Source organism: Arthrobacter sp. LAPM80 (genome assembly GCF_046736435.1).
In the GTDB taxonomy this organism is placed as follows: Bacteria; Actinomycetota; Actinomycetes; order Actinomycetales; family Micrococcaceae; genus Specibacter.
On record NZ_JBCHVD010000008.1, the window covers coordinates 145932 to 171630 of the forward strand.

Genomic DNA, 25699 nt, shown 5'->3' on the forward strand with positions numbered 1-25699 from the left:
ACTCATTCTAGTCCGCAAGTAATCGTTGGCCTGAGTCAGGCCGGTAAAGCTGTGTTAAAAGCCAGTGGAGCGAGCCATGCGGCCCGCTCCACTGAAAAAGCTTTGGTATTAGACCGCAGCGACGATGTTGACAACACGACGTCCACGACGTGTGCCGAACTCGACGGCGCCTGCATCCAATGCAAACAGCGTGTCATCCTTGCCACGGCCAACGTTCTCGCCGGGGTGGAAGTGTGTGCCGCGCTGGCGAACGATGATTTCGCCTGCCTTGACAACCTGACCACCGAAGCGCTTTACGCCCAAGTACTGAGCGTTGGAATCACGACCGTTGCGAGTGGAACTCGCACCCTTTTTATGTGCCATTTGAAAATGCCTGCCTTTTTGCTAAAAGTATCTAAGTGGATCGAACTTCGTTGCGCTTGATTAAGCGATTGAAGTGATCTTGACCTTGGACAGTTCCTGACGGTGACCCTGGCGCTTCTTGTAGCCGGTCTTGTTCTTGAACTTCTGGATGACGATCTTCGGCCCGCGAAGATCCTCCAACTTCTCAGCCGTAACCTTTACATTAGCCAGGTCCTTAGCGGCTGTGGTGAGCTTGTCACCATCAACCAAGAGCAAAGCGGGCAGCTCAAGTGTGCTGCCGACTCCTCCGGGGACGCGGTTCATGGTCACGTGGTCTCCTACGGAAACCTTTTCTTGACGGCCGCCTGCGCGGACAATCGCGTACACCACTGGGGAACTCACTTCTCTCGACGTTATTACAAAGTTTTTATGCCGGCACTGATCATGTTTGACCATTGCCAACCGCATGCGCCGCAGTTCAAGATTGAACAGACGCGGTGTGCATACTATGTGCCTCAACGCCGTGGACCTCAATGGAGTTCTGCCATGGAGTGGTTGCCCTAGGTGTTGGCGTAAGCACCGAAGAACAAGAATACGCTAATTCTGTCCCCGGGGGCAAATGACACTGGTTTCGCGTCCTTCCACTGCCGCCTGACAAACATGGTTTGTCAGGAAAACTTGGAGGTCTTGAAACTGCACTTAGCAACATTAGCGCGATTGGCCGGACTTTTTGTCATTTAGGGGGGTGACGCGCTAATTATTTGCCCCACTAGGCGGTGTGGTTAATCACGCAAGTCAGAATCGCCGGCTTCCACATGGACATGCGGGGCCGCAAAAAAGTCCACTTCGTACTGCGCGGAATGGGCAAAGGCCGCCCTCATGCGTTCGCGTTGTGCAGCCGATCCCCCGCGCGCAGCCGCGTCGGCGAAGCCAATGGCGGTTTCCGTGGCACGGGCAAAATCCTCGTCCGCATAACTTTGCAGCCAGTTGCCGTACGGGTGCTCGCCGTCAAAGGAGAGGTAGTCGGCATGCAGCACCCGGCCCACCTCGGCGTAGAGCCAGTAGCAGGGCAGCACCGCGGCCACCACCTCGCCGTAGCTGCCGGTGAAGGCGATTGCCTGCAGGTGGTCGACATAATGTTTGGTTGCCGGGCCCTGTGCACGGCCGGGCAACGTGGCCGGCTCCTGCGGGTACTGGCTGAGCCAGTCGCGGTGCAGTGCCATTTCCACGTCAATGCAGTTTTGCGCCCCGCCGGCCCAGAATTTTTGCTCTGCTTCCGTCGGCGCGAGCGAGCTGGCGCGGGCAAGGACGCGTGAATAGGCGCCAAGATACTGGGCGTCCTGGTCAAGGTAGTAGGCGAAACGGCTGCGCTGCAGGGTCCCGGCTGCCAGTTCCTTGATGAAGCCAAGGGCAAAGATGGCTTCACGTTGCGGCGCACAGTCCTCCCACACCATCCGGGCGAAGCTGCCGGGCACCGGCTGGGCACTTTCCCACAGGGCGTGCAGGTGGTTGACGGGTCCCGCCCCGCTGCCCACGGCAAGCGCGTCCGAGGTTTCAAGTGCCATGCCCAGCCAGGCCTTGGCAAGGCGCACACTCTCGGACCAGCCGCCGGCCCGTTCAGCCCCGGTTTCGGCGGGCCGGAGGGTTGCATGGGCCTGGAGTGTGGCCACGGCTGCCGAGAGCGAGCAGCCGGTGCCGTGCGTATTGGGGGTGTCGATGCGGGGGGCAGTGAATTCCTGGACTGTGCCGTCGGGCCCGATGAGTGCATCGGGGCACTCTTCCCCGGGCAGGTGCCCGCCCTTGACCAGCACGAGGATCCCGTGCGCGGCCGCCAGCTCCCGGCCCTGTTCAAGCGCCTCCTGCCAATCGGCGGCCTGCGGGCGGTCAAGGAGGACCGCCAGTTCCGGGATGTTCGGGGTTGCCAGATGTACGTTGCGGAACAGCTCTAGCAGTGCGTCGCGGGCTTCCGGATCCACCAGCACGTCCCCGCTGGTGGCCACCATGACGGGATCAAGCACGACGACGGCCGGCCGGGTCCGCCTCAGCCACTCCCCCACGGTGTTCATGACCTCCGCGGTGCCCAACATGCCGATCTTGACGGCGTCGATCATGACGTCCGAGGAGACGGCATCAAGTTGCGCCGCAAGGAACGCTGCCGGCGGCACGTGGACGCCCTGCACCCCCTGGGTGTTTTGGGCGGTAAGTGCGGTGATGGCCGCCATGGCGTAACCGCCGTGGGCGGATATTGACTTGATGTCGGCCTGGATTCCGGCACCGCCGGACGGATCAGAGCCTGCAATGCTCAGGACCCGTGGATGGTTCACAGGGTGACTTGCTTGCTGAGCCTCCCCTGGCTGTGCGGAAATCTCGCTGGCAGGGGCCACAAAGGTGCTGGTTGTCATGGGACATCCCTTCGCCGGTGCTAACCGGGCAGGTTCAACGGGTATTGTCTCAGCCGGCCCTGGTGGCCTGGCACCCCGTGTCGCTCCCCAGCCTAGTGCGGTCCCCTCCCCTTTGAACAACTGACCCGCAGCAGTGGTCGAATAACACGCGAAAACGCGTCATATTCGACCACGGCTGCGGGTCAGTTGGAAGGGGTGTGACGTTTTAGAGCTCCGAGGCCGGCACTCCAACCCCAAGGATGATCGGCTCGGCCGCCTTCTTCACCACGGGTGGCGCAGCCGCGGCGCTGCTGTGCGCTGCGGATCCCTGGCCGGCAGAAACCTGTTCCATGGTCTCCACTGCGGTATCGGCCCCGCCCTGTGCACTGCGGGCGCTGCGGTTGCGGCGTCCCCTACGTGCACGTGAACGGTTGCCGCCGCCAGCTTCGGGAGCATCGGCATCGCTCTCGTGTGAGGAGTCGTGCGACGTCTCGTGGCCGGGGGCAGCGAGCTGGTCCAGGGCCTGGGCCAGTCCTGCGAGGGCCGCAGCGTGGTCGGCATTGTTCGTGCCCGGCGTGCTGCCGCCGTCGTTGTGGTGTCCGCGAGGCAGCTCAATGGCTTCCCCGCCCAGCGTCAGGGTTGCCGCATCGGACACATCGGCTGGTTCCGACGCATCCGCAAAGACTGTCTCGCTGGGCGCGGGGGCGTGGTGGTGCTCGTCGCCATCGTGCTCGTGGTGCGAGGCGGCAGCCGCAGCGGCAATGTTCGCCAGCGCGGCACGTGCCTCGTGGGCCCGCTGCGCCTTCTGGGCGTCGCTCACGTCATCCGCGACAGGCGCCGGGGCGATTTCCTGGTGCTGCTCGGTTTCGGGCTGCTGCGTGCGGTTGCGATTTCGCTTGCGTTCGCTGCGGGTCGAGCGGTTGGCCGTGCGGTCGTTGTCGCGGTTCTCCTGCTTGGGGGCATGGACCTGCGCAACTTCGACGGCGGGGCTGTGCGTGCGGCGGTGCTCGACGGGGATCTCGTGCGTGACCATGCCGCGGCCTGCACAGGTGGGGCACTGCTCGCCAAAGACCTCGAGCAGGCCGGTGCCCATGCGCTTGCGCGTCATCTGGATCAGGCCCAGGCTTGTCACCTCGGCCACCTGGTGCTTGGTCCTGTCACGGCCCAGGCACTCGACAAGACGGCGCAGCACCAGATCGCGGTTGGACTCGAGCACCATGTCGATGAAGTCGATGACGATGATGCCGCCAATGTCGCGCAGGCGCAGCTGGCGCACGACTTCCTCGGCAGCCTCAAGGTTGTTCTTGGTGACTGTCTCTTCAAGGTTGCCGCCGGAGCCGGTGAACTTGCCGGTGTTGACGTCAACCACCGTCATGGCCTCGGTCCTGTCAATGACAAGGGAGCCGCCGGAGGGAAGGAACACCTTGCGCTCAAGGGCCTTGTTGATCTGCTCGTCAATACGGTGCGCGGCAAAGATGTCCTCGGGCTGGCTCCACTTTTCGAGGCGGTCAAGCAGATCCGGGGCAACATAGGTCACGTAGGCCTCGATGGTGTCCCACGCGTCCTCGCCGGAGACGATCAGCTTGGTGAAGTCCTCGTTGAAAACGTCGCGGACAACCTTGATGGTCAGGTCGGGTTCGCCGTACAGCATCTCCGGCGCCAGCGTCTTGTGCGAGGAGGCCCGCTCGTTGATGCCTTCCCACTGGGCGCGCAGGCGGTTGATGTCATTGGTCAGCTCTTCCTCGCTGGCACCTTCTGCGGCCGTGCGCACAATGACGCCGGCGTTTTCGGGCAGGTGGTCCTTCAGGACGCGCTTGAGGCGGTTGCGTTCGACGTCGGGCAGCTTGCGGGAGATGCCGGTCATGGAGCCGCCGGGCACGAACACCAGGTAGCGCCCGGGCAGGGAGATCTGGCTCGTCAGGCGGGCGCCCTTGTGTCCAACGGGGTCCTTTGAGACCTGGACGAGGACGGTGTCCCCGGACTTCAGGGCGTTCTCAATGCGGCGCGGCTGGCCGTTGAGGTTCGCGGCATCCCAATCCACTTCGCCTGCGTACAGGACGGCGTTGCGGCCGCGTCCGATGTCCACGAAGGCTGCCTCCATGCTGGGCAGCACGTTCTGGACCTTGCCCAGGTATACGTTGCCGATCAGTGAGTCCTGCTGCGTCTTGGAGACAAAGTGCTCGGCAAGAATGCCGTCCTCGAGGACGCCGATCTGGATCCTGTCCTCGCTCTGGCGCACAACCATGACGCGGTCAACGGATTCCCGGCGGGCAAGGAACTCGGCCTCGGTGATGACCGTGCGGCGGCGGCCGGAGTCGCGCGAGTCGCGGCGGCGCTGCTTCTTGGCTTCCAGTCGGGTTGAGCCGCGCAGGCTGGTGACACGGTTTGATGCCGTGGACGTGGACTCGGCCGGCGTTCGCGGGGCGCGCACGCGGGTGACAGTGTTGGGCGGATCCTCGTCGGTGCCGCCGGTCAATTCCAGGTCGGCATCGCCGCGGCGGCGGCGACGGCGGCGGCGGGAGGTCACACCGTCCTCGGCCCCATCGGCGTCCGTGTCCTCGGCGTCGCCGGTCTCGACCGCGTCAGCAGCATCGACATCGGTGCCACGGGCGCGGCGGTTGCGGCGGTTGCGGCTGCGACGGTCGCCGTCCTGGTTGTCGGAACCCTCATCGGATTCGTTGTCATCATCGGCGCCAGGACCGGCTGCCGCGGGCACGGCAAGGCTCATGTCGGGGGCCAGGAAGAGTGCCGACATCCCCGTGGAGGGTGCCAGGAACGGCGACGCTGCGGTCGGGGCCGCTGCGTCACCTTCGTCGTTGGCTGCTTCGTCAGCTGCCGGTGCCTGTTCGGCCGGTGCTTCGGCAGCTGTCTCGGGAACTTCTTCAACCGCTGTGGTCTTGGCGGCGGTCCGCCGGCGGCTGCGGGTTGCCTTGGCAGGGGCGCCCTCGCGGGCAGGGGCCTGGGCAACAACAGGCGGTTCGGCGGCGGCCTCGGCTGCAACTGCATCGCTGGGTACGGCAGTTTCGGCCTGGACAGGGGCGGATCCGGCCGGGGCCGTTGCCTTCCGGCTCCTGCGGCGGGCGGGGGCCTTTGCGGCGGGGGCTTCAACGGACGGCTCGGCGGCGGTCGTCTCGACTGCGGTTGTCTCGGCCTCAACAGCGGCCTCGGAGGTTGCTGTTGCGGGGGTTGCGGCGGCCGGTGCCTTGGAGGTTGCGGTCCTTGCTGCTGCGGTGCTGGTGACGGGGGCCTTGGCCGACCTCGTCCGCTTGGCCGGCGCCTTTGCGGCGGGAACCTCGACGGCGGGGGTCTCGACGGCGGGGACCTCGACGGCGGGGGTCTGCGCGTCGTCGCCTGCAAGGCTCAACTCGCCCTGAACACCGAGGTCGGCCTGCACGGCTGTGGGAGCCGTGACCGGTGATGAGGCCCGGCGGCGGGTGGCCCGCTTGGCAGGGGCGGCAGGTTCTGCCGCGGCTTCCGTGATGCCGTCAAGCAGTGACGGTCCGTCGGTGCCGGCGGCCGGAGCCGCGGCGATGGGGGGCGCTACCGGATCCTGAACTTTTTTTGCCCGGCTGCGGCGCACAGGTGCCTTCTTAGCCGGGGCGGCTGCCGCGGGTGCACTTGCAGTCTCGGCGACTGTTTCAGCGGCCGTTTCAACGGCGGCGGCCGCCTTGGTTGCGGCCCCAGGGCTTGTCACGGCCGCGGTTGCGCGGCGTGAGCGGGTGGCCCTTGCCTTGGCGGGTGCTGCTTCGGCGATGTCAGGTGTGGGCTGTTCATTTTCCATTATGGGCGTTACTTTCGCGCCGACCCGGAACCCCCACATCAGGCCCCGAATGCGGCAGATGTGCCAACACCCGCGGGCGTTGACGGAAGTCGTCTAAATACTTCACAGGCGGCACCAACTTCTGGGTGCGCAAGCTCTGAAAAGCCAATGGTTTGCGGAAACCGGCCGGTGGATGGCCGCACGCACTGGCAGCGTCGTCACCGGACGGCCCGTGGTCGGGCCATTGGACTGGAGGGCGCATGTGGATCGCCGATCAGCCGAAACCATTGTCTCATACGCTCCCCGCCCCGGCGCGTTTCCACGCATGGCGCGCCAAGAATCTCACGCTAGAATCAGGACACAATCACCGTTCCAACAGGTAGGACGCCATGCCCAGCACCAAAGTTGCCACCTCCGACCCGGCGGAAGCGGACCTGCCCGCCATGGTCCGGGCCAAGCCGTTTGGCTGGTTCCTGATCATTGCTGGCGCCATAGCGTGGATTGCATCGTTCACTTTGGTGCTTGAGCGCCTGCACCTGTACACAAACCCTGACGCCAAGATCAGTTGCGATGTCAACTCCTGGATATCCTGCGGCGACGTGATGAAGACCCCGCAGGCTGCCATCCTCGGTTTCCCCAACCCGTTCATCGGCGTAGTTGGCTTCGCCATCCTCGTCACCATTGGTGTTGTCCTGCTGGCCGGCGCCCGGATGAACCGCTGGTTCTGGATCTGCACGCAGATCGGCCTCACCGCCGGCATGGCCCTGGTGGGCTGGTTCTGGTTCACGGCCCTGTACACCCTGGCCGTCCTGTGCCCCTACTGCATGATCGTGTGGGCCGTGATGATCCCGCTTTTTGTCTTCACTACCGTGCGCAACCTCAACTACGGCGCCATCGCGGCCCCGGCGGCCCTGACAAAGTTCCTCAACGACTGGGCCTGGGTTATCGTCGGCCTGCTGTACCTGGCGACGCTGGCCTCGATCTTCTTCAGGTTCATGCACCTGATCGTCCCCTCCAACGCCTAGCCCCCACGGTCTGTGACGCAGTTATTGCACTGGAAAGCGCTTCCTGGGGCATTTTTCGTGCAGTAACTGCGTCATAGACGGTAGAGGTGGTTAAAGTACGACGACGGGTGCTCACCTTTCTATGTGAAAGGTGAGCACCCGCCGTCGTACTCAGGTGAGGCCTAGTCGAACCAGATGCCGATCTCGCGCTCTGCGGAGAGAACGGAATCCGAGCCGTGGACCAGGTTCTGTTGGACCTTCAGGCCCCAGTCGCGGCCGAAATCGCCGCGGATGGTGCCCGGGGCTGCGACGGTGGGATCCGTGGCGCCGGCCAGTGAACGGAAGCCTGCAATGACGCTGTTGCCTTCGAAGATGGCGGCAACGATGGGGCCGGAGAGCATGAATTCAACGAGTGGCTCGTAGAACGGCTTGCCGACGTGCTCCTCGTAGTGTGCCTCAAGGACCTCGCGGGTGGCGTTGACCATCTCGAGCTGGACCAGGGTGTAGCCCTTGGTCTCGATGCGGGCCAGGATGGTGCCGGTGAGGTTGCGTGCCACGCCGTCGGGCTTGATCAGGACAAGGGTGCGCTCAATGCTCACGGTAACTCCAATAACTTAGGTGGAAAGGACAGTCTTTTCAGTTTACTTGGCTTGCGCCGTCGGGCTGTCGTCGGGATGCGCTGCATCCCAGTCGGCCTGCGCCCGTGCGCGGGCCACATTTTCGCGGTCAATCCGGGATCCGGTGTGGAGGGCGTACCACCAGGCCACGGCAAACAGGATGCCCACAACAACCATTGACGGTTCCCAGAACCCGCCGGCGATCAGTGCCAGCTGCAGCAGCCAGCCAAAGGCCGGTCCCCACGACTTGCGGATAACGCCGCAGGCCCCAATGAACAGCACGGCCATGACTGCTGCCGCCACAAGGTAGGCGGGGTTCTTGCCGTGCAGACCAAACAGGGCCAGCCCGAGGAACAAGGCCACGAACGCTTCAAGCATCAGCACGACTGAGGCGAACATCATTCGCGTCGAGCGTGCCTTCTTGGGCGTGTTTGGCTTCCATTCGCGCTGGGCCTTTGTCAGCTTTGCCATCTTAGGCACCTTCCTTTTCACCGGGGCGGCCCAGCAGGATGCGGGCCTCACCGACGAGCGTGATGGATCCGGTGATCAGCACACCGCCTGCGAGGTCGTTGTTGGACTCGGCCCGTTCGACGGCCCATTCAATGGCGTCGTCGAGCTTCTCGGCGATGTGCACGTCTTCCTCGTCCCAGCCCAGGTCAACGGCCATTTCGGCCAGTTCCGCCGCGGGGATGGCCCGCGGGGAGTTTGACTGGGTCAGGCAGATCTCCGATGCCTCCTCACCGTAGGACTCCTTAATGGTGTTCAGGATTTCCTCGGCGTCCTTTTCGGCCAGGACCCCGAGCACCACAACGAGCTTGCTGAAGGCGAAGGATTCCTGCAGGGCCGCAGCGGTTGCCGCAATGCCGGCGGGGTTGTGCGCCGCGTCGACCACAATGGTGGGCGAGGTGCGCATGACCTCCAGGCGCCCCGGCGAGGTGACGGCGGCAAAGCCCTCCTGCACCAGCTCAAGGTTCAGTTCCCTTTCGCCGCCGCCAAGGAACGCCTCAAGGGCGGCAAGGGCGACGGCGGCGTTCTGGGCCTGGTGTTCACCATGCAGCGGGAGCAGGATGCCCGGGTAGCGCCCGGCCAGGCCCTGCAGGTCTAGCTGCTGGCCGCCAACTGCCACGATGCGTGACTCCACACCGAATTCGACACCCTCAAAGCGGAACTCGGCATGCTTCTCCCGCGCCGTCTCCAGGATGACCTGGGCTGCGTCGGCGGGCTGGGCGGCGCTGATCAGGAACGCGCCTTCCTTGATGATGCCGGCCTTCTCCTGCGCGATCAGCCCGGTGGTGTCACCGAGCAGCTCGGTGTGGTCAAGGGAGATGGGGGTGATCACGGCGACCTGGCCGTCGCCAACGTTCGTGGCGTCGGTAATGCCGCCCAGACCAACTTCCATGACGGCGACGTCGACAGGCTCGTCGGCGAAGATGGCGAACGCCAAGATGGTGATGCACTCAAAGTACGTCAGGCGCGGATCGCCCGCAGCTGTCAGCTCGGCGTCGACCATGTCAATGTAGGGGCGGATTTCATCCCAGATCCGCACGAACGTCCCGTCACTGACGGGGGCCCCGTCAATGCTGATGCGCTCGGTCACCTTTGTCAGGTGCGGACTCGTGTACCGGCCGGTGCGGAGGTCGTGGGCGAGCAGGCCGCACTCGATCATCCGCGCTGTTGACGTCTTGCCGTTGGTACCGGTGACGTGGATGATCGGGAACGCATTGTTCGGCTCGCCCAAAATTTCCATGGCCCGGAACAACGGTGCAAGCCGCGGCTCCATCTTGTTCTCAGGGGCGCGGCCAAGGAGCTCGGCGTAAACGCTCTCGACTGAGAATTCGTCGTGGTTGGCAGTCATTTAGGAAATGGTCCGTTCAACAGTGATGGCGGTTTCAACGTCACCGGGGATGAGTTCGAGCTTGAGCGTGAGCGTTTCGCTCTTCACGAGCTCGGCATTGGCGTGCAGGGCATCGATGGTCTCCTGCGGTGCGCAAACGATGGTGAGGATCCTGTCGCTGACATCAAGGCCTGTGTCCTTGCGGGCCTGCTGGATGGCTCGGATCATGTCCCGTGCCGTTCCTTCAGCCTCCAGCTCGGGTGTCAGCTCGGTGTTGAGCACAACGAAGCCGCCTCCGGGCAGCATGGCAACTGCGCTCGCGCCGCCGTCGTGCGCGTCTGCAACAACCGTCTCAAGGGTGTACTCGGACGGTTCCAGGGCCAGGCCGCCGGCTGTCACAACGCCGTCGGCGATGGACCAGTCCCCTGACTTGGAGCCCTTGATGGCCAGCTGGACGTTCTTGCCCAGGCGCGGGCCAGCTGCACGGGCGTTGACAACCAGCTTCTGGCTGATGCCGAATTCCTCCGGCGTTGCATCGGCTGCGTCAACGAAACGCACGGAACGGATGTTGAGCTCCTCCGCGACGATGGCCGCGCCGTCGTTCAACAGCGCCGCATTCTCTGTCACAACCGTCAGTTCCTGCAGGGGCAGGCGCACGCGCAGCTTTGCAGCCTTGCGGAGGCTGGAGCCCGTGGAGCAGACCTGCTGGATCCTATCCATCTGCTGAACCAGTGCCGCGTTTGAGACGAAGAGGTCGGCGTTGGGCCAGTCGGTCAGGTGTACGGAGCGCCCGCCGGTGAGGCCGCGCCAGATTTCCTCCGTGACAAGCGGCAGCAGCGAGGCGGCCACGCGGCACACAGTTTCAAGTGCTGTGTAGAGGGCGTCGAAGGCGTCTTCATTCTCGTCGAAGAAGCGGCTGCGGCTGCGGCGGACGTACCAGTTGGTGAGCATGTCGAAGTAGAGGCGCAGGGATTCGCAGGCGCCCGATACGTCGTAGTCGTCAAGCTTGGCAGTGACCTCGCGGACCAAATCACCGGTGTTGGCCAGCAGGTAGTTGTCCATGGGATCGGAATAGCCGTCGTAGCGCAGCTTCGCATCGTAACCGGCCCCGCCGTTGGCCGTGTTGGCGTACAGGGTGAAGAAGCTGTACACGTTCCACAGGGGCAGGATGACCTGGCGGACGCCGTCGCGGATGCCCTGTTCGGTGACCACAAGGTTGCCACCGCGCAGGATGGGGCTTGACATCAAGAACCAGCGCATGGCGTCGGAGCCGTCGCGGTCAAGGACCTCTGAGACGTCCGGGTAGTTGCGCAGCGACTTGGACATCTTCGCCCCGTCGGAGCCCAGCACGATGCCGTGGCTGATGACGTTCCTGAACGCCGGGCGGTCAAAGAGTGCGGTGGAGAGGATGTGCAGCATGTAGAACCAGCCGCGGGTCTGTCCGATGTACTCGACGATGAAATCGGCCGGGTTGTGCGTGCCGAACCAGTTCTCGTTTTCGAACGGGTAGTGCACCTGCGCGTACGGCATGGAGCCGGAATCGAACCAGACATCGAGCACGTCCTCGACGCGGCGCATGGTGGACTGGCCTTCTTCGGGGGTGCGCGGGTCATCCGGGTTGGGGCGTGTCAGCTCGTCGATGAACGGGCGGTGCAGGTCTACCTCGCCCTCGTTGTTCACGGGCAGGCGGCCAAAGTCGGCCTGCATTTCGGCGAGTGAGCCGTACACGTCGGTGCGCGGGTATTCGGGGTCATCGGACTGCCACACGGGGATGGGGCTGCCCCAGTACCTGTTGCGGCTGATGGACCAGTCGCGGGCGTTGGCCAGCCACTTGCCGAACTGGCCGTCCTTGACGTTGCCGGGGATCCAGTTGATGTCCTGGTTCAGCTCGACCATGCGGTCCTTGAACGCGGTGACTTCCACGTACCAGGAGGAGATGGCTCGGTAGATCAACGGTGTGCGGCAGCGCCAGCAGTGCGGGTAGCTGTGCACATAGCTGGCCTGGCGGACCAAGCGTCCGGCATTCTTGACCACGCGGGTGATGGTCTTGTTGGCGTCGAAGACCTGAACCCCGGCGATCTCGCTCAGCGGGCCTTCGGCGAAGACGGGCAGGAAGTTCGCGCCCTCATCGACCGAGAGGACCACGGGGATGCCGTACTGCTCGCAGACCTTCTGATCCTCTTCACCGTAGGCCGGTGCCTGGTGGACGATGCCCGTACCGTCGGTGGTTGTCACGTAGTCGGCGACCAGGAACTGCCATGACTTGGCCGTGCCGTACTTTTCGTCGTCGGCGAAATAGTCCCACAGCGGCTCGTACTTCAGGCCCTCAAGCTCGGCACCGGTGTACGTTGCGGCGACGGCGGCAGTCGCGGCAGCAGCGTCGTCGTACCCCAAATCCTTCGCGTGGGCGCCGACGAGGTCTGCGGCGAGGAGGAACTTCTCCCCCGTGGCGCCCAGGGCGGCCCCATTCGGGCCAACGGGCACGACGGCGTAGCTGACCTTGGGCCCGACCGCGAGGGCCTGGTTGGTGGGCAGGGTCCAAGGCGTGGTGGTCCAGGCGATTGCGGCAACGCCGGCCAGCTCCTGGGACAGTGCCGATTCGCCGGCGAGGATCGGGAAGGTGACGGTGACGGTCGCATCCTGGCGGTCCTTGTAGACGTCATCGTCCATGCGCAGCTCGTGGTTGGACAGCGGCGTCTCATCCTTCCAGCAGTAAGGCAGCACTCGGTAGCCGTTGTAGGTCAGACCCTTCGTGTGGAGCTGCTTGAACGCCCAGAGCACGGACTCCATGTACTCGACGTTGAGCGTCTTGTAATCGTTCTCAAAGTCGACCCAGCGGGCCTGGCGGGTGACATATTCCTGCCATTCGCCGGCGTACTTCATGACGGAGGCGCGGCAGGCGTCGTTGAATTTGTCGATGCCCATGGCCTCGATCTGCGCCTTGTCCGTCATGCCCAGCTGCTTCATGGCTTCCAGTTCGGCGGGCAAACCGTGCGTGTCCCAGCCGAAGCGGCGCTCCACGCGGCGGCCGCGCTGTGTCTGGTAGCGGGCCACGAGGTCCTTGGCGTAGCCGGTGAGCAGGTGTCCGTAGTGGGGCAGGCCGTTGGCGAAGGGCGGGCCGTCGTAGAAGACGAATTCGTTGGACCCGTCGGCGCCGGCGTCGCGGGCGTCAATGCTGGCTTGGAAGGTGCCGTCTTCATCCCAGTACTTCAGGACGAGTTCTTCCACCTTCGGAAAATTCACGGAGGAGGGAACGTGCTTGGATTCGGCGTGGAGGCCGGCGGCGGCGGAGGCCTTCGGGAAGTGGGTCATCACATCATCCTGGTGGTGGGCGAACTGGTTCAGGATGCAAGGACGGCTTGCGCCGCGGTACCACCTCGCTTACCGACCCTGGTTTTTATGCCAGGTCCGGCCGCTCATTAGCTGCTGTGACGGGCTTACCCGTCCGGTTCTACTGGCGCCGTTGTGGTGGCGTGTTCTTCCGGAAGCTCACCGGTGATGGCCGGGTCAACGCTTTGTTGACTATTCTACCGGATACATCCGCCCCCACTTCCAAACAGCAGAAGATGCGATGAAACCGGCATTTTCATCGCATCTGCTGCTGTTTGGAATGCCAGCACGCAGTCCGGGAACTGCTAGGCGCGGATGAGCTTGTGGTTGGCGGCCTGCGCCACGGGTCGGATGACGATCTGGTCCAGGTTGATGTGGTGCGCAAGCCCGACGGCGTATCCCACCACTTCCGCCACATCCTCCGGTGTGAGGGGCTCGGCAACGCCCTGGTAAATTTTTTCTGCTGCCGCCGCATCCCCGCCGAGGCGGTTCAGGGCGAATTCTTCGGTGTGGACCAGGCCGGGGGCAATTTCGATGACGCGCAGGTTGTTTTCGACTTCCTCCAGGCGCAGTGCGTTTGTCAGCGCATGTTGGGCGAATTTGGCCGCGTTGTAGCCCGCGCCGCCTTCATAGGCGACTAGCCCGGCGGTGGAGGTCAGGTTCAGCACTGTGCCACGGCGGTTGGCGCGCAGGGCGGGAAGGAAGGCCTTGGTCATCTTCATCGTGCCCATGACATTGGCCTGGAACATCCATTCCCAGTCGTCGTTGCGGGCCTCGCCCACCTTGTCAGCGCCGCGGGCTCCGCCGGCAATGTTGATCAGGGTGTCCAGTCCGCCGTTCTCGGCAACGAACCTTGCCAGGGCGGCGACGTCGTCGTCCTTGGTGATGTCAGCGGCAAACGGCAGCGCGCCGGTTTCCTCGGCCAGCCGTTCAAGCCGGTCGGCGCGGCGGGCCACTGCCACAACGTGCCATCCCTCGGAGCGGAGTTTGCGTACGGTGGCCGCGCCGATGCCCGTGCTGGCTCCTGTGACAACTGCGTGTTTGGAATTGTTTTCAGACATGGTTTAAATGTAGCGTGCCCGGGGTTCCGCTCAGAAAAGGTCCTGGACCTGGATCCTCCGGCCACCGGATCTTTGGACTCATTTTGCGCCATGAGAATTCGCCCGGAGGAACACTTGGGCGCCGTGATGGTGATCGATGGACGCCCACCGTTTCCAGCGCCTGCTTCCAAGCTCCAACCTTCGGGGACAGAAATGCCCTGCAGTGCACAGTTGAAATGTCGCGGTGCAACCAGCTTTGGATCGTTCGAGGTTTGTGCCGCGTCCTCAAGATTCAGTCGAGATTCCGGGAAAGCGTCGATCAGCTCGCTCCAGAGGAAGACCCCACGGACAAGACCCCCAGGTGAGAGGGCACATCCATGCGGTCCAAAACCACGAGGTACAAATAGTCGACCGCGGCACTTTCCTTCGCCAACTGCTCCCGACTCAGCAACTGCTCCCGACTCAGCCCAAGGGCCAACTTTGCCTCCAATCCCAGAAGGAGGCCACCGTCCGTTGAAATCACCACGTCTGGTTTCGCGAACTTGTCCTGTGCCACAGTGATCCCGGTGATTGAACCGAAAGGTTTCCCAAGGCCACGGAAACTCATGCTTCAAAGACCTCCGGATTCTGACGAATCACTGCTGCCAGCTCCCGATTCTTTTCCTTGACGGACGCCGGGACGACGGGGAAATCGCTGTCGATCATCGTCGTGGCGTGGCTCCTACGGCCCATCTAACCTGCGGTGCTCTGGAGGAAATCTAACAGCACGGCGGCCTGGTTTTGCTGGTGGTCCCTGGCTCCATAGAGCAGGACAACTTTTTCGTGGGAAGCCGCCAGCACGCGCAGTTGGTCCACGGCCGCATTGGCCTTCAGCTCCGCCGTGTAGTCCCGGACAAACGCCTCGAAATGCTCCGGCACGTGGCCAAAGGCATTACGGACTTCGGCGCTGGGAGCCACGTCCTTGAGCCAGCGGTCGATCCTGTCCTTGCTGACCCCGCGCGGCCACAGCCTGTCCACCAGGACCCTGAACTCCCCAGGATCCGGCTCCTCATAAACACGCAATATCCGTACTGTGCCCATAGTCGCATCATAGCCCCACAGCCGATGACAAGGCGTGCGAATGCCCCGTTGTGCGTTGAATTGGTGGCGGTCTTGGCGCACAACACTGTTCTGCGCCTGTGCCGACTGCGAGTTCAACGCACAACAGGACACACCCTTGGGCGTGTAGATACGCATGGCCCGTTTTCCGCCACCGCCGTCGGGCGCCCATAGAGCGTCAGCGTGCGGGCGGCGTACCCGGCACTTTCGGGTTCGATCCCGCCCCATTCCAGCTCCGCCATTTCCCATATTTTCACAGCATTTTCCGGAAACTCCACCCACCCACTAATGCCGAATCCGGTATCGGCACCAACTCATGAAAGAATTGCCGCATGGCTGAAATCATTCCGGGCACAGACACGCCCGCACCCACCACAAGCAACGTTCCCGATAAGCCCGTCCTGGAGGGTCTCGAGGAGTCCCTGACCAAGCGCTGGCTCGAAGAGGGCACCTACAAGTTTGATCGTGAGACCACCCGTGAGCAGGTGTACTCCATTGACACTCCCCCGCCCACGGCCTCCGGTTCCCTGCATGTTGGTCACATGTTCTCCTACACGCAGACTGACGTGCTGGCCCGCTTCCAGCGCATGAACGGCAAGAACGTCTTCTACCCCATGGGCTGGGACGACAACGGCCTGCCCACCGAGCGCCGCGTGCAGAACTACTACGGTGTGCGCTGCGACCCGAAGATTTCCTACGACGCCGACTACCGCGCTCCGGCGACGCCGGCCAAGAACCAGCGTGATTTCGATGTCGTCTCACGCAGGAACTTCATCGAGCTGTGTGAAGAACTGGCCGTTGAGGACGAGAAGGTCTTCGAGCACCTCTTCCAAACCTTGGGCCTGTCCGTTGACTGGGACCTGACGTACAGGACCATTGACGAGCACTCACGTGCAGTGTCCCAGCGCGGTTTCCTTGAAAACCTGACCGCCGGCGACGCCTACATGGCCGAGGCACCCACCCTGTGGGATGTCACCTTCCGCACGGCTGTTGCCCAGGCGGAGCTTGAAGACCGCGAAATGCCCGGCGCGTACTACCGCTACCCGTTCTACGCCGAAGACGGCACCAAGATCTACATCGAGACCACGCGCCCGGAACTCCTGGCCGCCTGCTCGGCCCTGGTCGCCAACCCTGACGACGAGCGTTACAAGCCGCTGTTCGGCAAGAAGGTCACCTCACCCCTGTTCGGCGTCGACGTCGAGGTCCGCCCGCACGCCCTGGCCAAGGCCGACAAAGGATCGGGCATCGCCATGGTCTGCACCTTCGGCGACCTGACCGACGTCATCTGGTGGCGTGAACTGCAGCTGCCCGCCCGTGCCATTGTTGGCCGTGACGGCCGCATCCTCGGTGACACCCCCGAGTGGATCACCACCGAGGAAGGCCGCGAAAACTACGCCAAGATTGCCGGCAAGACAGTCTTCAGCGCCAAGGAAGGAGTTGTTGAGATGCTTTCTGAGGCTGATTTGCTCGACGGCGAAATCAAGAAGATCATGCACCCGGTGAACTTCTTCGAAAAGGGCGACAAGCCCCTGGAGATCGTCTCCTCACGCCAGTGGTACATCCGCAACGGCGGCCGCGACGAGGACCGGCGCGAGAAGCTGATCAGCCGCGGCAAGGAAATCGAGTTCCACCCCGCGTTCATGCGCTCACGTTACGACAACTGGATCTCGGGCCTGAACGGGGACTGGCTCGTGTCCCGCCAGCGCTTCTTCGGCGTGCCGGTTCCCGTGTGGTACCCGCTAGATGCCGACGCGAACCCTGATTACGACCACCCGATCCTGCCCACCACCGAGATGCTGCCGGTTGACCCCGCAGCGGATGCGGCCCCGGGGTACACCGAGGACCAGCGCAACGTGGCCGGCGGCTTCGTGGGCGATGCCGACGTGCTCGACACCTGGGCCACCTCCTCCCTGACCCCGCAAATTGTGGGCGGCTGGGGCGTGGACGAGGACTTGTTCTCCACCGTGTACCCGTTCGATCTGCGTCCGCAGGGCCACGACATCATCCGTACCTGGCTGTTCTCCTCCGCAGTGCGTGCCGACGCCCTCCAAGGTAGCGCCCCGTGGAAGCATGCCGCCATCTCCGGCTGGATCCTTGACCCTGACCGCAAGAAGATGTCCAAGTCCAAGGGCAACGTGGTGGTCCCCACCGACGTGCTCAACGACTTCGGTGCCGACGCCGTCCGCTACTGGGCAGCCTCCGCCAAGCTCGGCGCCGACACGGCGTACGAGATTGCGCAGATGAAGATCGGCCGCCGCCTGGCCATCAAGCTCCTGAACGCCTCAAAGTTCGTGCTGAACCTTGGCGCCACGGAGTCCAACGTGCTCACCGCGGACAGCGCAGAGCTGAGGAACCCGCTGGACCGTGCGCTGCTGGCCCAGCTGGCGGAGGTCGTGAAGGCTTCAAGCTCCGCGTTTGAAAAGTACGACTACGCCAAGGCCCTACAGATCACCGAGAGCTTCTTCTGGCACTTCACCGACGACTACGTCGAGCTCATCAAGGACCGCGCTTACGGTGCTTCCGGCGAGGAGGGGCAGGCCTCGGTGCTTGCCGCCCTCGCCACCACGCTCGACTCGCTGCTGCGCCTGTTCGCACCCTTCTTGCCTTTTGCAACGGAGGAAGTGTGGAGCTGGTGGCGTGCCGGTTCGGTGCACCGCGCACCGTGGCCCGCCGCCGTTTCCGTGGACGACGGCGACACCTCCTTGCTCGCGACGGTCGGGGACGCGCTCAGCGGCATCCGCAAGGCCAAGTCGGAGGCCAAGGTCAAGCAGCGCACCCAGGTGCTCTCCGCGACTGTGACCGCTGGCGAGGTTCAGGCAGCACAGCTTGCCGCAGGCCTGGGCGACCTCAAGGCTGCAGCCAACGCGCTGGAGCTGACCGTTCGCGTTGGCGAAGGCGAACTCACCGTGTCCGACGTCGTGCTGGCGCCGGCCGAGGAGCCCGCGCAGGCTTAGCTTAAACAGACTGGCCCGCAGACAACGGCGAAAATTCACACTTTTGACGTGATTTTCGGCGTTTTCTGCGGGCCGGTTCCATTGGGTGGGGAAAAGTTTTTCGGCAAAGGGGAAGCCCCATCGGCTACATTGCCGTCGGTGGGGCTTCGGCTTTCATGCCGCTACGTGACGTTGGCGGCCTGGAGAGCTGCCATTGAGTTTCAGGACCCTTCACCGCGTCACCGGTGCCAATGAACCTTTTCGAGTATCCCGCCGAAACGGTGACTCTACTATCAAGCGGTTCGGCCACTGAATTTCTGGTGCCTTCCAGCCCTTTCCTTGGCGGATTGGGTAAGAACAAGTATGCTCCTGCCGCCAAGGCAAAACAAGCCTTGGCGGCAGGAAACTTCGTCTTTTTTCCGGCACGAACCCTAGTCGAACTGGGGGTACTCTGTGCGGCTGCGCTTGATCTCGAAGAAGTACGGGAAGCTGGCCAGTGTCACTGTGGCATCCCACAACCTGCCTGCGTCCTCGCCACGCGGAATACGGGTGATGACGGGGCCAAAGAATGCTGTGCCGTTGAAGGCAACGACGGGCGTTCCCACGTCTTGGCCAACCTGGCTGATGCCCTCGTTGTGGCTTGCGCGCAGCGCAACGTCGTAGGCGTCGGTGGTCGCGGCGGCTGCAAGCTCGGCGGGCAGGCCAACCTCGGCAAGTGACTTGGCGATGACGTCGCCCAGGTCCTTGTTGCCGTTGTTGTGGATCTGCGAGCCCATGGCGTCGTACAGGGGCTTGATGAATTCCTTGCCGTGGGCTGCAACCGCCGCGGTGATGACCCTGACAGGTCCCCATGCCTTGGCTATGTGCTCCTTGTATTCGGCCGGGAGGTCCTCATTGTTTTCGTTGAGAACCGAGAGGCTCATGACGTGCCAGTCCACATTGATGTTGCGGACCTGCTCAACTTCGCCAATCCATCTGGAGGTGACCCAGGCGAAGGGGCAGGTGGGATCAAACCAGAAATCCGCTGTTTCAGTGACAACTTCAAGACTTTCGGACACGACTAATCTCCTATATGGGGCTTGGAATCGTAGGCTAGGTGGGTTTGCACCCTCATAGTGCGTAACAGGCGACACAGAGAATCTATTCCGCACCAAGCAGCAGACCGGCAGGGATTAGGCGGACTTGTTCCGGCGCTTGGCAATGACCTCGTGCGCTATGAGTGTGGGCTCCGCTTTCTTGCCCACTGCGTCGGCGGTAATGACAACCGTGGCTATGTCCTCACGGCTGGGCAGGTCGAACATGACGGGCTGGAGAACCTCTTCGAGGATGGCGCGCAGGCCACGGGCGCCTGTCCCCCGGGCCAGTGCGAGGTCGGCGATGGCGCTCAGTGCCTCCTCATCAAACTCAAGGTCGACGCCGTCCAGCGTGAACATCTTTTGATACTGCTTGACGAGTGCGTTCTTGGGCTCGGTCAGGATCTGGATCAGGGCCGTGCGGTCAAGCTGTGTGACGGTCGTGATGACTGGCAGGCGGCCAATGAACTCCGGAATCAGGCCAAACTTGAGCAGGTCTTCGGGCATGACGTCTGCATAGCTTGCCTCCGTCTGCTTCAGTGCGCTCAGCGGGGCACCAAAGCCGATGCCCTTCTTGCCCGCACGGGACCCGATGATCTCCTCCAGTCCGGCGAAGGCCCCCGCAACAATGAACAGCACATTGGTGGTGTCGATCTGGATGAATTCCTGGTGCGGGTGCTTGCGCCCGCCCTGCGGCGGCACCGATGCTACGGTGCCTTCAAGGATCTTCAGCAATGCCTGCTGCACGCCTTCACCGGAAACGTCACGGGTGATGGAGGGGTTTTCGGACTTGCGTGAAATCTTGTCGATCTCGTCAATGTAGATGATGCCCTGCTCAGCCTTTTTAATGTCAAAATCGGCGGCCTGGATCAGCTTGAGCAGGATGTTTTCAACGTCCTCACCCACGTAGCCGGCCTCGGTGAGGGCCGTGGCGTCGGCGACGGCGAAGGGCACGTTCAGGCGCCGGGCAAGGGTCTGCGCCAGGTAGGTCTTGCCGCACCCGGTGGGACCGACCAGCAGAATGTTTGACTTGGCGATCTCAACTTCATCGTGGATGCCGGAGGAAATGGTGTTCGACTTGACGGCGTGCCCGGACTGGATGCGCTTGTAATGGTTGTACACGGCAACCGCCAGGGACCGCTTGGCGGGCTCCTGGCCGATGACGTATTCCTGCAGGAAGTTAAAGATCTCACGCGGCTTGGGCAGTTCAAAGGCGTCAAGGTCGGCCACTTCGGCCAGTTCCTCGTCGATGATCTCATTGCACAATTCAATGCATTCGTCGCAAATGTAGACGCCGGGTCCGGCTATCAGCTTGCGAACCTGCTTCTGGCTTTTTCCACAGAAGGAACACTTCAGCAGATCTGTGCTTTCGCCGATCCTGGCCATTGATGTGTCCTTCCGCGAATAACCCGCCGGCGGCGTAATTATCTCTGAAACTTGTTAGTTCCCGGCCGGTGCCGGAGAACGTCCTACGAGTTACATTCCACTCTAAGCCACGGCATGGACATTGAGTGGAAGACAAACGCCGGAACAAGGGATTTTCCTTATCCCCTGCCCCGGCGTTGCTTCAGGCTGTTTAGCGCGTGATGGCTGCGGGCTTGATCTTGCGCGGTGCCAGCACCTCGTCGATCAGGCCGTAGTCCTTGGCCTGCGCGGCCGTCAGGATGTTGTCGCGCTCGATGTCATTGCTGACCTGCTCAGGCGTGCGGCCGGAGTGGTCGGCAAGGGTGTTCTCGAGCCATTCACGCATGCGCATGACCTCGTTGGCCTGGATCTCCAGGTCTGAGGCCTGGCCGCCCTGGCCGCCGGAGAGTGCCGGCTGGTGGATCAGCACGCGGGCGTTCGGCAGTGCCAGGCGCTTGCCGGGGGCACCGGCCGCGAGCAGCACAGCGGCCGCGGAGGCTGCCTGGCCCAGGCAGACCGTCTGGATTTCCGGACGGATGAACTGCATGGTGTCGTAAATGGCCGTCATGGCCGTGAACGATCCGCCGGGAGAGTTGATGTACAGCGTGATGTCGCGGTCGGTGTCGTCGGCTTCCAGCACAAGCAGCTGTGCCATGACGTCGTCGGCCGATGCGTCATCAACCTGGACACCCAGGAAAATGATCCTGTCCTCAAAGAGCTTCGTGTACGGGTCCTGGCGTTTGAAGCCGTAGGGTGTGCGCTCCTCGAACTGGGGAAGCACGTAGCGGCTGGTGGGCAGGTTGCCGGCAGTGCGGCCAAACGCTGTGCTGCCAAAGTTGTAAGTCATGTCTGGTTGCTCCTGAAATCTAAGATTTTCTTTGGCGTTGCTTTACTTGGCGTTGGTTCCGCCGCCACCGGCAACGGTTCCTGCGTGGCGGGCAATCTTGTCGAAGAAGCCATATTCCAGCGCTTCCGTGGCCGTGAACCACTTGTCGCGGTCGTTATCGACCAGGATCTTCTCAATCGTCTGCCCCGTCTGCTCGGCCGTCAGTTCGGCCATGACCTTCTTCATGTGCAGGATCAGTTCGGCCTGGATCTTAATGTCCGACGCCGTTCCACCAATGCCGCCTGAGGGCTGGTGCATGAGGATGCGTGCGTTGGGCGTCGCGTAGCGCTTGCCCTTGGTGCCGGAGGAGAGCAGGAACTGCCCCATGGAGGCTGCCAAGCCGGTGGCGACAGTGACGACGTCGTTCGGGATGAACTCCATGGTGTCGTAGATAGCCATGCCAGCAGTCACCGAACCGCCGGGTGAGTTGATGTAAAGGAAGATGTCCTTTTCAGGATCCTCGGCCGAGAGCAGTAGGAGCTGCGAGCAGATCAGATTGGCGTTGTCGTCGCGAACCTCGGACCCCAGCCAAATGATGCGTTCCTTGAGCAGGCGGTTATAAATGTACTGGTCCGATCCGGACGGGTCCGCGCTGGCCATCGTGGGGGTGGTGTGCTGTGCCATGGTGGTTTACCTCTCCTTCGTGTGGCCCGTTGGGCGTGCCCAACGTGACCATCACTAATGTTCACTACTTGGACAGTAGCCCTATTTGGCGGCTCCTTGGTGCCCATCCGGACACTGTTCGCTGTAGGCGCACGATACCCGAATACGCACGGGAGGGGGAATAAATCCGGGGCCGCGAAGCATCAAGAACATGATTGCGCCCTGTGCTTAAAAAGCCGTTGCCGGCCCCTTGTTCAAGGAGCCGGCAACGGCTTGAAAGACTTCACTACCCCCTCGGAGGGGAGTCAGTTAGATGCGGACTTCGCCCGGATCGGTCACTGCAGTAGGTTCGATGACCTCGTCCTCGCCAACAATCTCTTCTTCTTCGTCGGAAGAAACTGACACGAAGTCGGTCAGGTCCACGACGGCACCGTCGGAGTCCTTGACTGTTGCCTTGCCCAGAACAGCGGCAAGGGCCTTGCGGCGGCGGACTTCGCCAACAATCATGTTGACCTGGCCCGAGGAATCGAGCATCTGTGCGAACTGGTTCGGGTCCATGCCGTACTGGCTGGCCGAGGAAACGATGTAGTCGATCAGTTCAGCCTGGCTGACGCCGATCTCTTCCTTCTCGGCGATGGCATCGAGGATGATCTCGTTGCGGAACGCCTTCTCGGTGTTTTCCTTGACTTCTGCGCGGTGATCTTCGGTGTCGTGCTCTTCGGCGCCGTGTGAGTTCTCCGGCTTGAAGTGCTGCTCCAGCTGGTCAGCGACCACGGAGTCCGGGACGGGAACCTCGACGAGCTCAACGAGCTTCTCGAGGACCTTGTCGCGGGCCTCAACACCCTGCTCGACAGTCTTGGACTCGGCAGCCTGCTTGGCCAGGTCTTCCTTCAGTTCGGCAATGGTGTCGAATTCGGAAGCCAGCTGTGCGAAGTCATCGTTTGCCTCGGGCAGTTCCCGGACCTTCACGGAGGAAACCTTGACGGTGACCTGGGCTTCTTCGCCTGCGTGCTCGCCACCGGCAAGCTTGGTGCTGAAGATGGCTTCTTCGCCGGCGGACAGGCCGGTTGCTGCCTCGTCCAGGCCGTCCAGCATGTTGCCGGCACCGATCTGGTAGGACAGATCCGTTGCGGAGTCGACCTCGACGTCGTCGATCTTGGCGGCGATGTCGATGGTGAGGAAGTCACCCTCGACTGCCGGGCGGTCTTCAGCCTTCAGGGTGCCGAAGCGACCGCGGAGTTCATCCAGGGCCTTGACGGTGTCTTCCTCGGATGCCTCAACAGCGGCAACCTCAACCTCGATGCCGGCGTAGTCAGGCAGTTCAATCTCGGGGCGGATGTCCAGCTCAACGTGGAACTTGACCACACCATCGGTGCCTGTGGGGTCCGGAACCTCGGTGATTTCAACCTCGGGACGGCTCAAGGGAATGAGCTTGTTCTCGACAACAGCTTCCTGGTACCAGCCGTTCAGGCCGGAGTTGATTGCCGTTTCCAGAACGTAGCCACGGCCAACACGCTGATCGATCAGCGTGTTCGGGACCTTGCCCTTACGGAAGCCAGGTACCTGCACCTGTGCACCGATTGTCGTATAAGCCTCAGTGATGCTGGGCTTCAATTCCTCAAAGGAAACCTCAACATCGAGCTTTACCCGAGTGGGTGTGAGGTTTTCGACAGCGCTCTTCACGGCGTGGTACTCCTGATGGTCTGTTGATGGATATTAGGGCCCAGCACATGGGCAGTCACTGACCAAACGTGATCCGGATAATGCTGAAGTCGGGGCGACAGGACTCGAACCTGCGGTCTCCTGCTCCCAAAGCAGGCGCGCTAGCCACTACGCTACGCCCCGTAGTTGCCCGGAACAGTCTACGGGCAAAAGTTCCCAGATGCACAATCGGCCATCCATGTGCGGCTTTTCGCGTGCCGATGCGCGCAATGCGGCGATTTCCAGGCCCGACGCCGGACACCGCCGGGCGATGCCCTCTCCCGCGGAAACCGGGGCAGCGAAAAGCAAAAACCCCGGCCAGATGACCGGGGTTCCTTGATACTTGGAGGGGGCGACGGGAATCGAACCCGCATCATCAGTTTGGAAGACTGAGGCTTTACCACTAAGCTACGCCCCCATGTTCTGGGGCTGTTGCGGGCTTTCGCCGGATCAACTCCGTAACACTATCAACGACTTTGCCAGTCTCGCAAATCGAACCGGCGGATCCCTCAAAAAAGCCGCTGCTTGCGGGATTTTGGGATCAGCCCGCCTGGCAGGACGGGCACCAGTACAATTTCCGCCCGCCCAGGTCCTTCATGGCAATTTGGCTGCCACAGTGCCGGCAGGGCAGGCCTTCACGTTTGTACACGTAGTGGGAATCCTCCGCCGGGACGTCCTTGTTGGGCCGACGTGGCAGGCCGTCGCCCATCCCGCCGCGGGACGCCGGTCCGCAGCCCACGTCCACCCCAACGCCGCTGGGGCGGTCACGGAGTTCGGTGGTGATAATGCGGCCGTCGCGGACGCCGTCGGCCATGATGCGCGCGATGTCCTCCCACAGCGCCTGGGCTTCTTCACGCTGCAGGCTCGTGCCGGGCAGCATGGGGTCAAGGCCCAACCGGAACAGGACCTCGGCACGGTAGACGTTGCCCACCCCGGCCAGGACATCCTGCTTCATGAGCTGCAGCGCAGTGGAGGTAGTGCTCTTGCGGATCCTGCGCACGAACTCCTCCTCATCGCCTTGCCCATGGTTCAGCGGATCAGGTCCCAATTTCCGGCGCACCGCAGCCGCTTCGGCGGGTGTGAGAACCTCGCAGGCGGTGGGCCCGCGGAGGTCAGCCCACCCGTGGTCGGAGACAAGCCGGACACGCACGGCGCCCGTGGGCTCCGGCGGCCCGTCATAGTCCCCCGGTCCTGCCACAGTCAGCAAGCCCGCTGCGGGTCCCCCGGACACGGAGGCCTGGTCATCGTCAGGGGATTCCGCCCCGAGTTCCTGCTCGCCGATCCGCCGCGGTGCGCCAATGCTTGAGGCTCCGGTGAAGGTGGAATCCCCGCCGAAGTCCCAGGCGCCGTACAGGCCAAGGTGGACCCGCATGACGAGGTCGTGGGAGAAGTAAAGGAACATTTGCTTGCCGTGGGCCTCGGCGCGCTCCAGGACGTGCCCGTCAATCCGGGCGGCGCCGGCGGAAAACTTGCCCTGCGGGCTGGAGACCGCGAGCGCAGCACCGCCAAAGACGTCCCGGAACTGCCGGGCCAGGCGGTGGACGGAATGGCCCTCAGGCATTGCGGCCCCCCGGATGTGGCTCCGGCTCCTGGCACGCCATCGGGGCGAACCGCCCGGGCGCCGAGGGAACCACGGGCCACGCTCCGATGCGCAGCGTCCTGCCGCCAGCTATTGCTCCAGCTATTGCTCCAG

18 protein-coding genes, 2 tRNA genes and 1 riboswitch are annotated in these 25699 nt (G+C 63.0%); of the genes, 2 read left to right on the plus strand and 18 right to left on the minus strand.

Annotation, left to right across the window (positions count from 1 at the left end; translation table 11 throughout):
• Positions 1-108: 108 nt before the first annotated feature.
• The 4 genes from rpmA to AAGW05_RS10470 form a co-directional block, all read right to left on the minus strand.
• Positions 109-363: a 50S ribosomal protein L27 gene (rpmA, locus tag AAGW05_RS10455; RefSeq protein ID WP_411804453.1), complete on the minus strand. Its 255-nt coding sequence runs from the start codon at positions 361-363 to the stop codon at positions 109-111.
• Between the two features lie 60 nt (positions 364-423).
• Positions 424-732: a 50S ribosomal protein L21 gene (rplU, locus tag AAGW05_RS10460; RefSeq protein WP_044573640.1), complete on the minus strand. Its 309-nt coding sequence runs from the start codon at positions 730-732 to the stop codon at positions 424-426.
• 392 nt (positions 733-1124) lie between these two features.
• Positions 1125-2744 (minus strand): bifunctional hydroxymethylpyrimidine kinase/phosphomethylpyrimidine kinase, encoded by a 1620-nt coding sequence (thiD, locus tag AAGW05_RS10465; protein WP_411804454.1) that lies wholly within the window; start codon positions 2742-2744, stop codon positions 1125-1127.
• A riboswitch (TPP riboswitch) is annotated at positions 2734-2832 on the minus strand. Its footprint overlaps the gene before it by 11 nt.
• 117 nt (positions 2833-2949) lie before the next feature.
• On the minus strand, positions 2950-6504 hold the full coding sequence (locus AAGW05_RS10470) for an Rne/Rng family ribonuclease (protein ID WP_411804455.1): 3555 nt from the start codon (positions 6502-6504) through the stop codon (positions 2950-2952).
• Between the two features lie 368 nt (positions 6505-6872).
• On the opposite strand from AAGW05_RS10470, the gene AAGW05_RS10475 reads away from it, so the two are divergent.
• A complete protein-coding gene (locus AAGW05_RS10475) occupies positions 6873-7508 on the plus strand; it encodes a vitamin K epoxide reductase family protein (RefSeq protein WP_411804456.1) in 636 nt (211 codons plus the stop codon).
• Between the two features lie 161 nt (positions 7509-7669).
• On the opposite strand, the gene ndk is transcribed toward AAGW05_RS10475, so the two are convergent.
• The 6 genes from ndk to AAGW05_RS10505 all read right to left on the minus strand — a co-directional run bounded on the left by ndk (position 7670) and on the right by AAGW05_RS10505 (position 15388).
• Positions 7670-8086 carry a nucleoside-diphosphate kinase gene (gene ndk / locus AAGW05_RS10480; RefSeq protein ID WP_411804457.1) on the minus strand — a complete coding sequence of 139 codons (417 nt, stop codon included), beginning with the start codon at positions 8084-8086 and terminating at the stop codon, positions 7670-7672.
• A 42-nt stretch (positions 8087-8128) separates the two neighbouring features.
• The gene (locus AAGW05_RS10485; protein ID WP_411804458.1) at positions 8129-8575 is read right to left on the minus strand and encodes a DUF4233 domain-containing protein; all 447 of its coding nucleotides are present in this window, start codon (positions 8573-8575) and stop codon (positions 8129-8131) included.
• Between the two features lies 1 nt (position 8576).
• The gene (locus tag AAGW05_RS10490) at positions 8577-9959 is read right to left on the minus strand and encodes a bifunctional folylpolyglutamate synthase/dihydrofolate synthase (protein ID WP_411804459.1); all 1383 of its coding nucleotides are present in this window, start codon (positions 9957-9959) and stop codon (positions 8577-8579) included.
• A complete protein-coding gene (ileS, locus tag AAGW05_RS10495) occupies positions 9960-13250 on the minus strand; it encodes an isoleucine--tRNA ligase (protein WP_411804460.1) in 3291 nt (1096 codons plus the stop codon).
• 323 nt (positions 13251-13573) lie between these two features.
• Complete coding sequence (locus AAGW05_RS10500; RefSeq protein ID WP_411804461.1) at positions 13574-14329, minus strand: SDR family oxidoreductase; 756 nt, start codon at positions 14327-14329, stop codon at positions 13574-13576.
• A 711-nt stretch (positions 14330-15040) separates the two neighbouring features.
• Positions 15041-15388, minus strand: coding sequence for a DUF488 domain-containing protein (locus AAGW05_RS10505; RefSeq protein ID WP_411804462.1), 348 nt, complete (start codon positions 15386-15388; stop codon positions 15041-15043).
• A gap of 350 nt (positions 15389-15738) precedes the next feature.
• On the opposite strand from AAGW05_RS10505, the gene valS reads away from it, so the two are divergent.
• Positions 15739-18360 carry a valine--tRNA ligase gene (valS, locus tag AAGW05_RS10510; RefSeq protein ID WP_411804463.1) on the plus strand — a complete coding sequence of 874 codons (2622 nt, stop codon included), beginning with the start codon at positions 15739-15741 and terminating at the stop codon, positions 18358-18360.
• 410 nt (positions 18361-18770) lie between these two features.
• Here valS and AAGW05_RS10515 read toward each other — a convergent pair whose 3' ends face one another.
• The 8 genes from AAGW05_RS10515 to AAGW05_RS10550 all read right to left on the minus strand — a co-directional run bounded on the left by AAGW05_RS10515 (position 18771) and on the right by AAGW05_RS10550 (position 25567).
• Complete coding sequence (locus AAGW05_RS10515) at positions 18771-19397, minus strand: DsbA family protein (RefSeq protein WP_411804464.1); 627 nt, start codon at positions 19395-19397, stop codon at positions 18771-18773.
• A gap of 114 nt (positions 19398-19511) precedes the next feature.
• A complete protein-coding gene (gene clpX, locus AAGW05_RS10520) occupies positions 19512-20798 on the minus strand; it encodes an ATP-dependent Clp protease ATP-binding subunit ClpX (protein WP_411804465.1) in 1287 nt (428 codons plus the stop codon).
• A 190-nt stretch (positions 20799-20988) separates the two neighbouring features.
• Positions 20989-21663, minus strand: a complete 675-nt coding sequence (locus tag AAGW05_RS10525) for an ATP-dependent Clp protease proteolytic subunit (protein WP_411804467.1) — start codon at positions 21661-21663, stop codon at positions 20989-20991.
• 42 nt (positions 21664-21705) lie between these two features.
• Positions 21706-22326: an ATP-dependent Clp protease proteolytic subunit gene (locus tag AAGW05_RS10530; RefSeq protein ID WP_411804468.1), complete on the minus strand. Its 621-nt coding sequence runs from the start codon at positions 22324-22326 to the stop codon at positions 21706-21708.
• 288 nt (positions 22327-22614) lie between these two features.
• Positions 22615-23988, minus strand: a complete 1374-nt coding sequence (gene tig, locus AAGW05_RS10535; protein WP_411804469.1) for a trigger factor — start codon at positions 23986-23988, stop codon at positions 22615-22617.
• 89 nt (positions 23989-24077) lie between these two features.
• Positions 24078-24150: transfer RNA gene (locus AAGW05_RS10540), tRNA-Pro, on the minus strand.
• Between the two features lie 200 nt (positions 24151-24350).
• Positions 24351-24424: transfer RNA gene (locus tag AAGW05_RS10545), tRNA-Gly, on the minus strand.
• A 123-nt stretch (positions 24425-24547) separates the two neighbouring features.
• Positions 24548-25567, minus strand: coding sequence for an Fpg/Nei family DNA glycosylase (locus AAGW05_RS10550; protein WP_411804470.1), 1020 nt, complete (start codon positions 25565-25567; stop codon positions 24548-24550).
• Between the last annotated feature and the right edge of the window lie 132 nt (positions 25568-25699).

What these genes read in the sequence shown, in the direction of transcription:
- rpmA (WP_411804453.1), bottom strand. Translation starts at nt 363, where the DNA reads ATGGCACATAAAAAGGGTGCGAGTTCCACTCGCAACGGTCGTGATTCC.
- thiD (WP_411804454.1), bottom strand. Translation starts at nt 2,744, where the DNA reads ATGACAACCAGCACCTTTGTGGCCCCTGCCAGCGAGATTTCCGCACAG.
- AAGW05_RS10470 (WP_411804455.1), bottom strand. Translation starts at nt 6,504, where the DNA reads ATGGAAAATGAACAGCCCACACCTGACATCGCCGAAGCAGCACCCGCC.
- AAGW05_RS10475 (WP_411804456.1), top strand. Translation starts at nt 6,873, where the DNA reads ATGCCCAGCACCAAAGTTGCCACCTCCGACCCGGCGGAAGCGGACCTG.
- AAGW05_RS10485 (WP_411804458.1), bottom strand. Translation starts at nt 8,575, where the DNA reads ATGGCAAAGCTGACAAAGGCCCAGCGCGAATGGAAGCCAAACACGCCC.
- AAGW05_RS10490 (WP_411804459.1), bottom strand. Translation starts at nt 9,959, where the DNA reads ATGACTGCCAACCACGACGAATTCTCAGTCGAGAGCGTTTACGCCGAG.
- ileS (WP_411804460.1), bottom strand. Translation starts at nt 13,250, where the DNA reads ATGACCCACTTCCCGAAGGCCTCCGCCGCCGCCGGCCTCCACGCCGAA.
- AAGW05_RS10500 (WP_411804461.1), bottom strand. Translation starts at nt 14,329, where the DNA reads ATGTCTGAAAACAATTCCAAACACGCAGTTGTCACAGGAGCCAGCACG.
- AAGW05_RS10505 (WP_411804462.1), bottom strand. Translation starts at nt 15,388, where the DNA reads ATGGGCACAGTACGGATATTGCGTGTTTATGAGGAGCCGGATCCTGGG.
- valS (WP_411804463.1), top strand. Translation starts at nt 15,739, where the DNA reads ATGGCTGAAATCATTCCGGGCACAGACACGCCCGCACCCACCACAAGC.
- clpX (WP_411804465.1), bottom strand. Translation starts at nt 20,798, where the DNA reads ATGGCCAGGATCGGCGAAAGCACAGATCTGCTGAAGTGTTCCTTCTGT.
- AAGW05_RS10525 (WP_411804467.1), bottom strand. Translation starts at nt 21,663, where the DNA reads ATGACTTACAACTTTGGCAGCACAGCGTTTGGCCGCACTGCCGGCAAC.
- AAGW05_RS10530 (WP_411804468.1), bottom strand. Translation starts at nt 22,326, where the DNA reads ATGGCACAGCACACCACCCCCACGATGGCCAGCGCGGACCCGTCCGGA.
- AAGW05_RS10550 (WP_411804470.1), bottom strand. Translation starts at nt 25,567, where the DNA reads ATGCCTGAGGGCCATTCCGTCCACCGCCTGGCCCGGCAGTTCCGGGAC.